We start from the raw sequence: 13626 nt of genomic DNA, 5'->3' as shown, positions 1-13626 counted from the left end.
GACTTACTCGTTCTCGTCGACGCGATCGCAGAAGTCCGCGAGTGCGGCGTTGAACCCACGGGGGCGTTCGAGCATCGCGAGGTGTGCGGCTTCTTCGACGACCGCGACGTCGCAGTCTGGGAGTTCGCTCGCGAGGTAGTCGTGGTACCGCGGGGGCGTGAGCGCGTCGTGTTCGCCGACGATGGCGCGGCCGGGCGTCTCGATGTCGCCGAGCTGGTCGCGGACGTCGAACGTGTGCGCGGTGAGGAAGTCGCGTTCGACGACCGCCTGTCCGGTGTCGGTCATCGCGTCCCGGGAGACCTCGACGAGGCGCTCGTCGGGGTCCTCGAAGAGTCGACCTGGTTGGTGCAGCCAGTCGACGGCGCGCTCGAAGTCGTTCGCGAACCAGTCACGGAGGTCGCTGAGGACGGCGAGTTTCGCGCCCGTGCCGGCGTATACGGCGCCGTCGACGGCGAGTTCGTCGGTGCGTTCGAGCAGGCAGTGGAGGACGACCGCGCCGCCCAGGGAGTTCCCGCAGAGGACGCGTGCGTCGGTCGCGTTCGCGACGGCGACGACGTCGTCGGCGTACGCCGAGAGCGTCTCGTAGCCGGGGGACGCGTCGACGTCGGGGCTGTCGCCGTGTCCGGCGAGGTCGACGGCGACGACGGGGCGGTCGTCGGCGATGCGGGCCTGGGACTTCCAGACGCGGCGGGTGCCGCCGCTGCCGTGGACCAGGCAGACGGGAGCGCCGTCGCCGCCGCGGTCGAAGACCTCGTATGCTGTCTCGCGGCCCTGGTGGGAGACGGTCTGCATGCGTGTTGGTTCTCCGGGAGCGGGCATAAACCCCGGTTCCCCGACGGGGTTCGGGCGTCGGCATTTCGGTGGGCCGCTGTCGAGGCACTGACGGCCGGGAAAAGTCGTGTGAACTGCGAATCAACTCTTCTCTCTCTACCCATTCGCCCTCGTGCGATTAGTAGGAGAAAGATTTATATACTATAGTGACTAACTAGTAGTTAGGATGAATATTCAGCAGTTCACGGAGAACGACGCGAGATTCGCTCGGCGGTACGACTACGACGACGCGGTCGTCGTCGCTGCCGACCTCGACCTCACCGACGGGAGCGTCGACGTCCTCGAGGACACCGTCATCGTGGTCGGGCCCGAGGACGAACAGGTCGAACTCGCCGTCCCGTCGACGCCGACGCGCGCCTTTATCAGAAATGGCGTGCTAACCATCGAGATGGAGGCCAACGCATGAAACTCACGGTCAAACCCTTAAAGCAGAAGGACGCCGGGCGCGGGCTCGCGGCCATCGACCGGTCGTCCATGCAGGAGCTCGACCTGGAGAACGGCGACTACATCATCATCACCGGCAAGAGCGACGGCAAGGCCGTGGCGCGCGTCTGGCCCGGGTATCCCGAGGACCAGGGACGGGGCGTCGTCCGCATCGACGGTCGACTCCGCCAGGAGGCCGACGTCGGCATCGACGACCGCGTCGAGGTCGAGAAGGCCGACGTGAAGCCGGCAAAGAGCGTCACCGTGGCGCTCCCCCAGAACCTCCGCATCCGCGGGAACATTGGCCCGCTCGTGCGCGACAAGCTCAGCGGGCAGGCCGTCACCAGCGGGCAGACCATCCCGTTCTCGCTCTCGTTCGGTCCGATGGCGGGCAGCGGGCAGTCCGTCCCCCTGAAGGTCGCGAACACGGACCCGGAGGGCACCGTGGTCATCACGGACTCGACGGACGTCCAGATCAGCGAGAAGCCCGCCGAGCAGATCCAGGGCGCACAGGGCGGTGGCGCCAGCGCCGAGGGCGTGCCAAACGTGACGTACGAGGACATCGGTGGGCTCGACGACGAACTCGACCAGGTCCGGGAGATGATCGAACTCCCGATGCGCCACCCCGAGCTGTTCAAGCAACTCGGCATCGAGCCGCCGAAGGGCGTCCTCTTGCACGGTCCGCCGGGCACGGGGAAGACGCTGATGGCGAAGGCCGTCGCGAACGAGATCGACGCCCACTTCCAGACCATCAGCGGCCCGGAGATCATGTCGAAGTACTACGGCGAGAGCGAGGAGCAGCTCCGCGAGGTGTTCGAGGACGCGGAGGAGAACGCGCCCGCGATCATCTTCATCGACGAGCTCGACTCGATCGCGTCCAGTCGCGGCGAAGCGAGCGGTGACGTGGAGCGCCGCGTCGTCGCCCAGCTCCTCTCGCTCATGGACGGGCTCGAGGAACGCGGTCAGGTGACGGTCATCGCTGCCACGAACCGCGTGGACGCGATCGACCCGGCGCTGCGCCGCGGCGGCCGGTTCGACCGCGAGATCGAGATCGGCGTCCCGGACAAGGACGGCCGCATGGAGATCCTGCAGGTCCACACGCGCGGGATGCCGATGAGCGACAGCGTGGACCTCGACGAGTACGCCGAGAACACGCACGGGTTCGTCGGCGCGGACCTCGAGAGCCTGGGTCGCGAGGCGGCGATGAACGCGCTCCGCCGCATCCGCCCCGAGCTCGACCTCGAGCAGGAGGAGATCGATGCGGAGGTCCTGGAGGCGCTGAAGGTCACCGAATCGGACTTCAAGGACGCTCTGAAGGGCATCCAGCCGAGTGCGATGCGGGAGGTGTTCGTCGAGGTGCCGGACGTCACGTGGGAGGACGTCGGCGGCCTCGCCGGCACGAAGGAGCGCCTCCGGGAGACGATCCAGTGGCCGCTCGACTACCCCGAGGTGTTCGAGTCGATGGACCTGCAGGCCGCGAAGGGCGTCCTCATGTACGGCCCGCCGGGCACGGGGAAGACCCTGCTCGCGAAGGCGGTCGCGAACGAGGCGAACTCGAACTTCATCTCGATCAAGGGCCCCGAGCTCCTCAACAAGTACGTCGGGGAGTCCGAGAAGGGCGTCCGCGAGGTGTTCGAGAAGGCGCGGGCGAACGCACCGACCGTCGTCTTCTTCGACGAGATCGACTCGATCGCGACGGAACGCGGCTCGCGCACCGGTGACAGCGGCGTCGGCGAGCGCGTCGTTTCCCAGCTCCTCACGGAGCTCGACGGCCTGGAGGCCCTGGAGGACGTCGTCGTGATCGCGACGACGAACCGCCCGGACCTCATCGACAACGCGCTCCTGCGGCCCGGCCGCCTGGACCGCCACGTCCACGTCCCGGTGCCGGACGCGGAGGCACGCGAGAAGATCTTCGAGGTGCACACGCGGAACAAGCCGCTCGCGGACGACGTCGACCTGGCGTGGCTCGCCGAGCAGACCGACGGCTACGTCGGCGCGGACGTCGAGGCCGTGACGCGCGAAGCGAGCATGGCCGCGACCCGCGAGTTCGTGAACTCCGTCGACCCCGAGGAGATGAACGAGTCCGTCGGGAACGTCCGCATCACCCGCGAGCACTTCGAGCACGCGCTCGACGAGGTGAAGGCGAGCGTCACGGAGGAGGTCAAGGAACGCTACGACGAGATCGAGGAACGCTTCGGACGCGAGGAACCCGAGCCCGAGGCCGAGCCCAGCCGGACGTTCCAGTAGGACCGGGTCGAGTCGCCGCGTGCCGACTCCTCCCACAACGATCCGCCACGTCGGCCGTTCATTCTCGATCACCTTTGTTTGACGAAACAACCGAACGACACGTAGATCGGCTGGCAAGTACTCACGAGAAATAGGGAGAGTCCGAGTACAGTCGTCGCTGACAACGGAGACGCCTGGGACGATCTCCGGCGAGAACTTCGAGAAATCGACGGGAGGCCGGTGATCGAGTACCGCGAGTTCAACCCGCTCGACGCAGGACACGACGATCGGAGTTACGACACGACGTACCACGTCCGGTCGAATTCCGAAGTGGCGTCTTTCGGGCTCCACCGTCGTTTGGGTAGGATCTGTCGAGCACAAATCTGGGACGGACTGTTCCAAAAACTCGCCCACAGAGCTGCAGTTAGAAACGCCGAACAGAGTCTCTAACCCACAACTCCAGCCGTTCGAACGTGGGCCTGGACGTCAGAACTCGGGGCGTGATCGATCGACGGTTCGTTCTGTCGAGGAACGTCGACACGCATGGCGGGAACGCCGAGGCGCGTTCTCGTCGACCGTGCTTCGTCCCGGGTTCGATGTACCGGCGCAAGCGGGCGGTTCAGTGCTCTTCGTCGGGCACGCGTGCGACGGTCGTGATCGCTCTCGGGCTCAGCGGCGTCGCTCGCTGGATGGAGTGGTGGAACTCCTCGAATCCAGCCTCCCTGAACATGCGGTCGGCCTCGTCCTCGTCGTAGAACAGCATGATCGCGTCGGCGGCGCGTCGGAGGAGCGGATTGGACGGGCGGTCGGGACCGACGACGAGTACCTGGCCGCCCGGTTTGGCGACACGGCGCATCTCTTCGAGCCCCTGAACCGGGTTCGGCCAGTACTCGATCGATCCGGACGACCAGACGATATCGAAGGTGTCGTTCGCGAAGGGGAGGCGTTCGGCGTCGCCCACGTGGAACGTGACCTCCCCCTGCTTGCCGAACTTCTCGAAGGCCTTCTCCATCTGGTGAACGCTCTGATCGAGCGCGTGAACGGTCTCGGCGTGTTCTACCAGTCCAGCAGTGCCGAAGCCGGTCCCACAGCCGACGTCGAGGACCGCGTCGTCGTCGCCGAACTCCAGCCATCCCAGCGCTTCCGACCGCATGTCTTCGGTCCAGTTGATCCGGTTGATCTGGTCGTAGACGTTCGAGAGGTACTTGTAGAAGAACCGAGCATTACGTTTGTCTTCGAGGACGCCCATCATCTCGCGGATTCTGTCGGCCATCTACTATAAGTACCGATTCTGCGCGTCGAAGGGCGTCGTACGTCCCGTTTCCGAGTCGCCTCGATACGTTTCTCGTCGACCGTGACCCGCGACGGCGCCGCCGTCACCAGACGTTGGTGACTTCTAGTTGCCTGCACAAGAACTCCGTTCTCGTGAACGTCGTCGGGTCGCTCTATGTGTCGGCCGATGTCTCTTTCCAGTTCCAGACCGCCCGATGACGGCGGCGACACCAAACCAGTCCAGGACGGCCGCGACTTCACGGACCGTCAGTCCCATCGAGTGACGCCGAACCGCGAAGCAGCGTACGGGTGTCGGCGTGCGCTCGTCCTCCCAAACGCCTTGATTCTCGATGTCTACGCGTTCTCCGAGCCGAGCGTCGTGGACAGCACTCTCTGCGGCCTGCTCGCTTCTCGAACTCCCGCAACTGGACCGTGCCGGCGCTCGCGGATTCTCCCGTCCCGACATCGTGCCTGCCAGTGCGATTTCAATCGTGCCCGAAGTGGACGTCGCTGCTCGGTTCGTACTCCATCTCTCGCGTCACCTTGTCGGCGACGTCGCTATCGAACTCGCGGTCGACGAGGTGGACGGCGAGGTCGAGGCCGGCGGTGACGCCGCCGCACGTGAGGACGTCGCCGTCGTCGACGACGCGCGCGTGCTGGACGAGCGCGCGCGTCTCGCGGAGGTCGCGCTCGGCGTCGTGGTGCGTGGCCGCCGGTCGGCCGTCGAGGACGCCCGCGGCCGCGAGGAGCATCGCACCGGTACAGACGCTCGCGACGCTCGCGCCACGCTCGTGAGCGGCGGCGATGGCGTCGGGGATCGCGCCGCGCTCGTGCTCGCGACGCACCCCCGGACTGTCCGGGTCGGTCCAGCCGCCACCCGGCACGAGGAGTAGGTCGGGGTCGACGTCGTCGAGCGTCGCGTCCACCTCGACGCGGAGGCCGTGGCTCGCGGTCACGCGCTCGGCGGGTTCGAGCGTGCAGAGCGTCGTCGAGAGGCTCGCGCCCGCGTTCGCGGCGTTCTGGAACACCTCGAACGGCCCGACCGCGTCCAGTTCGTCGAACCCGTCGAACAGCAGGATGGCGGCGTTCATAGTGGGACGACGTGCGCCCGCCTCCTATCGGTTCCGCTATTCGAGACGGTTCCGCTATTCGAGCTCGTCGAGGTCAGCGAGGATCTCGTCCGCGTGCGCCTCGGGGTCGACGCCCTCGTACGCGAGTTCGACGCGGCCGTCCGGGCCGACGACGTACGTGTTCCGGAAGACGCCGTCGAACGTCTTCCCGAACATCTCCTTCTCGCCGTAGGAGTCGTAGAGCACGCTCACTTCGCCCTCGGGGTCCGAGAGGAGTTCGAACGGGAGGTCGTACTCGCCGGCGAAGTCCGCGAGGTCGTCGACGGGGTCGTCGCTGATCCCGAGGACGGCGACGTCGCGCTCGCCGTACTCGTCCCACCGATCCCGGAAGCTACAGGCCTCAGTCGTGCAGCCTTCGGTGTTCGCGCGTGGGTAGAAGTACACGACGACGCGCTGGCCCTCGTAGGAAGAGAGCGCGATGGGGTCGCCGTCCTGGTTCTGGAGTTCGAAGTCTGGTGCGTCCACGCCTGGTTCGAGCATACCCGTCCCCGAGCGGCGCGCGCAAAAGTGGATTTCGCTCTCGACCCGTCGAAACCAGCAGAAACTGCCGAGAACTGGCGTCGAAACGGCAGGAACCGATCGCGAGCGTCCGCGGAATCGGGTCGGCTCGTCCCGCTCGTCCGTCTCGCGTCAGTCGAGCCGTTCGGCCGCGTCCTGCGCGACGAGGACGTCCGCATTCTCCTCGGGGAGCGTGACGACGTCCTCGGCGCTCAGTCGGTACTCGCGTTCGTCGACGCCGAAGATCTCGCCGACGTCCTCCGTGACCCGGAGCGTCGCCCGCTCGCCCGCATCGCTCGCATCGGCCGCATCGCCCGCGCTCGTCGACGCCCCGGCTTCGCCTGCGGCATCGGCCGCCGCGTCCCCGGCGTCGTCGTCGACCGCGCCCTCGCTGGTCGCGTCCGTCGCCGCGTCGTCGCCCTCGCGGCCGGTGGCTGTGTCGGCCGCGTCCGCGTCGGTATCGCCGCCCATGAGGTCGGCCGCCGACACGCCGTCGGTCGCCGACTCGTCCGCGCCCTCGGTCGTGTCCTCGGTCGTGTCCTCGTCGGGGTCGTCCACGCCCGCGACCGCCGCCGCCTCCGACCGCCGCAGGTCGTCGTCGGTCGCCGACTCGCCCGCGTTCGGATCCTCGTCGGCGCCCGCATCCGAACTCGCGTCCGCGGCCGGATCCGCGTCCAGGCCCGCTTCCGGGTGCAGGTCCGCGTCCGCGGACGCGGCCGCCGACGTCGCGTCCGGCGCGCCAACGTCGCCCGCGTCAGCCGGCGCGCCCGGCGTCGCGTCGCCCGCGATGACGTCAAGCATGTGCGCCTTGTTCTCCTCGATGCGCGCCACGAGGTCCGAGAACAGCGCTTGCTCTTCGGCGGTCAATCCGTTCACGTCGTTCGGGTTCGCCATCTCCGCGGACACGAGACTCGCCTTCTTGACGATCTTCCCGAGCCGGCGCTCGTAGATCGCCTCTGCCGTGTCCTTCGCCGTCTCGATGTCGTTCGTGAGTTGCTGGACCTCCGGCGACCCGAACGGGTCCTCGGCCGCGTCCGCGGCACGCTCGCGTTCGGCCTCCAGCTCCTCGACGTACTCTGCGACGTCGCCGTAGAACGACTCCCGCAGCTGCTGGAGGTCGGACTTCTGTCGTTCCTTGCTCTGCGCGGAGCGGAGTTCGTCGATGTTCATTCTCGAGCTTTCTCGGCGCGTCCGCGAGCCATCGCGAAGATGCCCACGTATTCCGGTACGGACTGTGCGCCCGCCTCCAACCTAAATGTATCGCCGAGTAACTCGACGGTACCTGGGTCGTGCACGTCGACGTTGATCGTCTCGCCCGTGAACGTCTCCGGGACGGCGTCGACGAGCGGGTCGAAGTCCGCGACCTCGTCGCGCTCGATGCGCTCGACCGACAGGCCGGTGCCGCCGTGGAGGCTCCCGGGGAGCCGGATCAAGCGATTGATGTCCGTCGTCACTGGTTCGTCGATCGGCGCGGACTCCTCGCGGAACGTCTCCGCGGCGACCTGGCGGGCGAGCGTGAGGAATCGCCCGTGGACCTCGACGTTCCCGTGACGGATCTGGTCGTCGTTCCGCTCGAAGACGTCCACGAGCTTCGACGCCGAGCCCTCGCCGATGCCGTCGTAGGACTGGAGTCGCTCCATCGCGTCGTCTTCGTCGAGCGCGCGGACGTCGTCGACGAGCGCGAGGAGGTTGTCGTGCACGCGCTTCCCCCACCCGCCGGTCGTCGACAGCGTGCGCTTCTCCGTCGGGTTCTCCAGGCCCATGCCCGCAACGAGTTCGCGCTCCAGGAGCGCGTCCAGGTCGAGGTCTTCGGCGAGGACGTACTCGACGATCTCGCGACGGTCGCCGCGGTCGAGCGTGCGCAGGCCGTCGTCGCGGACGTGCACGTGGTAGCCGCGGCCGCCCGAGAACACGACGGTGAGGTCCTCGAACCCGAAGTCGGTCTCCAGTATCGAGAGGAGATCGAGCAGTTCGCCCTTGCACGCGGCGAGCATCTCGCCGTACGTGGTCTCGTCGGGGTCGACGCCGGGGAGGTGGTCGGCGTCGAGGTCGAACACGAGGTCCGCTCCCCGCCAGCCCTTCCGGCTCATCGAGCTCGCGCCGGGGTCGTCGTACGTCCCGGCGGAGAAGTAGACGTGCCGGGGGCGCTCGCGTTCGAGGAACCCCTCGAGGTCGCCGACGTCGAGCCACGACCGATGGCGGACCATCGTCGTCCCCGACCCCGACGTCCACGGGATGTGCCCCCACTCGCGCTCGTTCGGGGCCGGCGGCGGCGACACCGACGCGCGGCCGTAGTGGTCGCCGAAGCGACCCCGGAGGTACGCTCGCGTGCGCTCTTCCATCTCAGAGACCGTACAGGTGGTACCGACAAGAACCCACCGTTCGCCGACGGGTGCGGACTTCGAAGCGCTCTTGACCGACACGGTCGTCGCGCCCACCATGCATCCCAGCGAGTGGTCTCGAACGCGTCGCGTCCTCGTCGCGGTGTTCGCCTTCCTGACCGCGTTCGGTGCGTCGCTGGTCGCGTTCTCCCCGGACGGTCAGTCGCCCACGATCGCGTTCGTCCTGCTGGACGTGCTCGTCCTCTACGCGCTCGTCTTCCACCCCGAGTGGCTGCCCGGCGTCGATCCGTAGCGTCGACCCTCTCGGCGAGCGGGCCGCGGACTCGTCGAAAGTGAGCCTGCCCGTGGACGCGATGGTGACGGGCGAACGCGAGTTCTACGGGTCCTACGGCTGCCCGCAGGTCGAGTACGAGGAGATCTTCCGCATGATGGACACCGGCAAGCTCGAACCGGGCCGCATCGTCGGCGACACCGTCGCCCTGGAGGACGTCCCCGGCGTCGTCGAGAACCTCGGCGAGTACGACACCGTCGGCATCCCCGTCTGCACGACCTTTTGAAGCGACGACCGGACCCGAGCGCACCCGTTGCGACCGGATTCGACGCGGCCTCGAGCTTTGGTCCGTGAACGCGATCGGAAACGATACGGCCTCGAGCGTCGCGTCGGTGCATGCGGGCGGAGTCGACGCGGCCTCGAGCGCGGTGTTCGTGGTCGCGGGCGATCTCGACTGGCGCGAACGCGTCGTCGCTGCAAGCCCCGATCGTGTGGGGGAGTAACACGCCGTTTCTCCGGTGCGTGACGGCGTCTACGCTCGGCGCAGAATTGCCGTTTCGAGGCCTTTCAGGCGGTAGTAACGGTATTCATTGATTCGGAACCGGCGGCGTTACTTCGGGATTGACCTCTCATAACAAAGGGACTTTCCGTCGGAGGATAGAGACGAGATGCCAGGTAATACGGATCCATCCTCGCGAGAGGGCCGCCGCAAAGAGTGGCTGGCGGTCGCTCTCGCGTTCGTCACGGTGAGTAGCATGCTAGTGGCGGGTGCCGTACCGCTGCCAACAGCGGCGTCGGCCTCGCCACTCGAACGACCGAACGCCGACGGGGCGTCATCGGAGGCGACCGTCGGCGACGGCCCAAGTGCGTCCACGACCGGAGCGTCGGCAGTTCCCGCGGGCGTCTCAGGACTGATCGAGCTCGCGGACGCGAACACGACGTTCAGGGGAGCGAACGCGAGCGACCAGTTCGGGTCGGCCGTCGCCGAGGTCGGTGACCTGAACGGCGACGGCGTCGCGGACGTCGCGGTCGGCGCTCCACGGAACGACACTGGCGGCCCGAACGCCGGCGTCGTCTACGTGTTCTACGGGCCCGTGGAGCCGGGCGAGACGAACGCGAGCGACGCGGACGTGACGCTCTACGGCGACGCGGGCAACAGTCGCGCCGGCGCGGCGCTCGACGCCGCGGACGTCGACGACGACGACCAGACCGAGCTGCTCGTCGGCGCACCGCTCGACGACCAGGCCGGCGAGAACGCCGGCGCGGTGTACGTCGTCGACGTCGACGAGGACACGCCCGCGAACGCGTCGCTCGCGGACGCCACCAAGAAGTTCCTCGGCGCGAACGCGGGCGACCGCGCGGGGACGTCCGTCGCCGGCATCGGGAACGCGAGCGACGACGTCACCGACCGCGTGCTCGTCGGCGCGCCCGGGAACGACACGGCCGGCGAGGACGCGGGCGCGGCGTACCTCCTCGCGGACGCGACGGCGTCGACGGAACGGAACCGGTCGCTCGCGACCGCGAACGCGACGTTCACGGGCGTCGGCGACGGTGACCGCGCAGGGGAGTCCGTGTCGACCGCCGGCGACTTCGATGGCGACGGCGACCACGACCTCCTCGTCGGCGCGCCCCGGAACAACTCGACGGGCACGGACGCCGGCGCGGCGTACGTCCTGACCGACGACGACTTCGACGCCGAGCAGTCCCTCGACTCGGCACAGGTCACGTACACCGGCGCGCAATCGTTCGACCTCGCCGGGTTCGCGGTGGCCGACGCCGGCGACGTGAACAACGACACGTACGGCGACGTCGTGATCGGTGCGCCGTTCAACGACACGAACGGCGACCAGTCCGGCATCGCGTACGTCGTCCAGGGGTCGGCGACCGCGAGCGGGACGGTGAACCTGAGCGAAGCGGGCGTGGAACTCCGCGGGAACGGCGCCGGCGACCGCGCCGGCTGGGACGTCGCCAGCGCTGGATCCGGCGACGTCACGTGCGACCCGCACGCGGACGTGCTCGTCGGCGCGCCCGGGAACAACTCGACCGCGCCGCGAGCCGGTGCCGCGTACGTCGTCGCCGGCGACGGCGACTTCGGCGACGACCGGAACCTCTCGACCGCGCAGGCGACGCTCGTCGGCGCCGGCGAGGACGACCGCGCGGGCTACGTGGTCTCCGGCCTCGGTGACGCGACCGGCGAGGGGTCGAAGGACGTCGTCGTCGGCGCGCCGTTCAACGACAGCGCCGCCGGGGACGACGCCGGCGCGGCGTACCTCGTCAACGGGACGTGCGTCCCGGACGAGGAGGAGCCCGAGCCGGAGCCCGAACCCGAGCCGGAACCGACCGGCGACGTCGTGGACGTGACGTGCGACGAGGTCGTGGTCGAGGCGGCGAACGTCGACGCGGAGTCCGTCACGGTCGAGGTGTCCTTCGAGGACGGCTCGTCGACGAGCGAGTCCGCCGCGGTTGCGGGCGGCGAGTTCGACGGAGCCATCGCCTACGACAACCCCGACGAGAAGAACGTCACTGGCGTGACGCTCTTCGCCGGCGAGACCGGTGACGAGGAGCTCGACGACACCGGCCGCATCGACGTCACGTGCAGCGAACCGGAGCCCGAACCCGAACCGGAGCCCGCTGGCAGCATCCGCGACGTGACGTGTGACGACGTGAGCGTCGAGGCGAGCAACGTCGACGCGGACGCCGTCACGGCGAAGGTGTTCTTCGAGGACGGTTCGTCGACGACCGCGACGGAGTCCATCGGTTCCGACGGCGAGTTCGACGGTCGGATCTCCTACGACAACCCCGACGATAGGAACGTCACCCGCGCGAAGCTGTTCGTCGGGTCCGGGACGAGCGGCGAACTGCTGGACGACACCGGCCCGATCGACGTCACGTGCAGCGAGCCCGACCAGGAGCCCGAACCAGAACCGGAGCCCGCGGGTAGCATCCGCGACGTGACCTGCGACGCAGTCGAGGTAGAGGTGAGCAACCTCGAGAACGACGCGATCTCGCTGACGATCGAGTTCGAGGACGGGTCGACGACGCAGGTGAGCAAGGCCGTCGGCTCGGACGGCGAATTCAGCGGCGACGTCGACTACTCGAACGGCGGTGATCGGAACGTCACGAACGTCAAGCTCTACGACGGAGCCGGGAACGACGCGACGCTCCTCACGGAGACTGGGCCGATCGACGTCACCTGCAACGAGCCGGACCCGATCCCCGCAGGAAGCATCCGCGACGTGACGTGCGACGACGTGAGCGTCCTCGTCAGCAACGCCGACGAGTCCGATGTTACGATAAAGGTCGAGTTCGCGGACGGATCGTCGACGACCGCGACGGAGTCCATCGGTTCCGACGGCGAGTTCGACGGCCGGATCTCCTACGACAACCCCGACGACAAGAACGTCACGCGAGTCGTCCTCTACGACGGGTCGAGCACGAGCGACAGCATGCTCACCGAGACCGGCCCGATCGACGTCACGTGCACGCAGCCGGAGCCCGAGCCGGAGCCGGCGGGCAGCATCCGCGACGTGACGTGCGACGCCGTGACCGTGGAGGTGAGCAACCTCGAGAACGACGCGATCTCGCTGAAGGTCGAGTTCGAGGACGGCTCGACGACTCAGGTGAGCAAGCAGATCGGCTCTGACGGCGAGTTCAGCGGCGACGTCGACTACTCGAACCCCGAGGACAAGAACGTCTCGCGGGTCGTGCTCTACGACGGCGCGAACGCGAACGACCGCACGCGTCTGACCGTGATGGACGACGTCGACGTGACGTGCAGCGAGCCGGAGCCTGAACCTGAGCCCGATCCGTCCGGGTCGATTCTGGACGTGACGTGCGATGACGTAACGGTGGAGGTCGCGAACCTCGATGCCGACCGCGTGACTGCCGTCGTCCAGTACGAGGACGACTCGACGGAGACCGTCGGCGTCGAGACCGACGACGACGGGAACTTCTCGGGCGACATCGTGTTCGAGAACCCCAACGGCGAGAACGTCACGAACGTCAAAGTCTACGCGGGCACCGACACCTCCGGCGAGCTGCTCGACGACACCGGCGACATCGACGTGACGTGCAACGAACCGGAGCCGCCGGCCGAAGAGGAGTTCGAGGTGGTGTTCTTCGGCTGTGGGAACGTCGAGCTCTCCGGCGACGACGACGACTTCCCGGTCACGGTGCAGCTAGTGACGTACAACCCCGGTCAGGGCGAACTGACCGTCGGCCAGGAGCAGACGCTGGACGAAGGCGAACGACCGGGGAGTCCCGGGGGGATGCTCGTCGGCATCCTCACCGAGTCCCATGGCGACTACGTCAACCCCAACTTCGACTCGGACGGCGAGAACTGTAGCGGCGCGGCCGGGAACAACCCCGCCGAGGGCGACCCGGGCGACCCGACCGAAGTGTTCGACGACGACAGCGACGACAGTGACGACAGCGACGACAGCGACGACAGCGACGACAGCGACGATAGCGACGATAGCGACGATAGCGACGACAGCGACGACAGCGACGACGGTGACGAAGACGATGACGAGGAGAGCGTTGTCGTTGCCGAATCATTCGTTCCGAGCGTCCTGACCGGCGCACCCATGCTGTCGGCGGTGCACTGAGTCGGTCGGACTCGCGGGGCGTTCGC

Annotated in this window: 11 protein-coding genes and 1 pseudogene; 5 read left to right on the top strand and 7 right to left on the bottom strand. The window is 67.9% G+C overall.

The window, feature by feature from the left end; translation table 11 throughout:
- Window positions 1-3: 3 nt before the first annotated feature.
- Window positions 4-792 carry an alpha/beta fold hydrolase gene (locus G9C85_RS05255; RefSeq protein WP_166037597.1) on the bottom strand — a complete coding sequence of 263 codons (789 nt, stop codon included), beginning with the start codon at window positions 790-792 and terminating at the stop codon, window positions 4-6.
- A 205-nt stretch (window positions 793-997) separates the two neighbouring features.
- Between G9C85_RS05255 and G9C85_RS05250 the strand changes: the two genes are divergently transcribed.
- Window positions 998-1237 carry an Hsp20/alpha crystallin family protein gene (locus G9C85_RS05250; RefSeq protein WP_166037594.1) on the top strand — a complete coding sequence of 80 codons (240 nt, stop codon included), beginning with the start codon at window positions 998-1000 and terminating at the stop codon, window positions 1235-1237.
- A complete protein-coding gene (locus G9C85_RS05245; RefSeq protein WP_166037592.1) occupies window positions 1234-3501 on the top strand; it encodes a CDC48 family AAA ATPase in 2268 nt (755 codons plus the stop codon). The genes G9C85_RS05250 and G9C85_RS05245 overlap by 4 nt, the downstream gene beginning before the upstream one ends.
- 598 nt (window positions 3502-4099) lie before the next feature.
- On the opposite strand, the gene G9C85_RS05240 is transcribed toward G9C85_RS05245, so the two are convergent.
- The 6 genes and pseudogenes from G9C85_RS05240 to priS all read right to left on the bottom strand — a co-directional run bounded on the left by G9C85_RS05240 (window position 4100) and on the right by priS (window position 8722).
- Complete coding sequence (locus tag G9C85_RS05240; RefSeq protein WP_166038949.1) at window positions 4100-4729, bottom strand: methyltransferase domain-containing protein; 630 nt, start codon at window positions 4727-4729, stop codon at window positions 4100-4102.
- A 210-nt stretch (window positions 4730-4939) separates the two neighbouring features.
- Window positions 4940-5104, bottom strand: a pseudogene (locus G9C85_RS19330) (IS6 family transposase); the annotation flags it as partial.
- 133 nt (window positions 5105-5237) lie between these two features.
- Window positions 5238-5843 (bottom strand): DJ-1/PfpI family protein, encoded by a 606-nt coding sequence (locus G9C85_RS05235; protein WP_166037590.1) that lies wholly within the window; start codon window positions 5841-5843, stop codon window positions 5238-5240.
- A gap of 54 nt (window positions 5844-5897) precedes the next feature.
- A complete protein-coding gene (gene bcp / locus G9C85_RS05230; protein WP_166037588.1) occupies window positions 5898-6362 on the bottom strand; it encodes a thioredoxin-dependent thiol peroxidase in 465 nt (154 codons plus the stop codon).
- 150 nt (window positions 6363-6512) lie between these two features.
- Window positions 6513-7550 carry a hypothetical protein gene (locus G9C85_RS05225; protein WP_166037586.1) on the bottom strand — a complete coding sequence of 346 codons (1038 nt, stop codon included), beginning with the start codon at window positions 7548-7550 and terminating at the stop codon, window positions 6513-6515.
- Entirely contained in the window at window positions 7547-8722 is a 1176-nt protein-coding gene (gene priS / locus G9C85_RS05220; RefSeq protein ID WP_166037584.1) for a DNA primase small subunit PriS, read from the bottom strand. The genes G9C85_RS05225 and priS overlap by 4 nt, the downstream gene beginning before the upstream one ends.
- Window positions 8723-8819: 97 nt before the next feature.
- On the opposite strand from priS, the gene G9C85_RS05215 reads away from it, so the two are divergent.
- From G9C85_RS05215 to G9C85_RS05205, 3 genes are all read left to right on the top strand, one after another.
- Entirely contained in the window at window positions 8820-9014 is a 195-nt protein-coding gene (locus G9C85_RS05215) for a hypothetical protein (protein WP_166037583.1), read from the top strand.
- 40 nt (window positions 9015-9054) lie between these two features.
- Window positions 9055-9279 (top strand): hypothetical protein, encoded by a 225-nt coding sequence (locus tag G9C85_RS05210; protein WP_166037580.1) that lies wholly within the window; start codon window positions 9055-9057, stop codon window positions 9277-9279.
- Between the two features lie 382 nt (window positions 9280-9661).
- A complete protein-coding gene (locus G9C85_RS05205) occupies window positions 9662-13600 on the top strand; it encodes an integrin alpha (protein WP_166037578.1) in 3939 nt (1312 codons plus the stop codon).
- Window positions 13601-13626 lie beyond the last annotated feature (26 nt).

Source organism: Halorubellus sp. JP-L1, assembly GCF_011440375.1.
Lineage (GTDB): Archaea > Halobacteriota > Halobacteria > Halobacteriales > Natrialbaceae > Halorubellus.
This window is presented reverse-complemented; position numbering and strand designations above follow the sequence as displayed.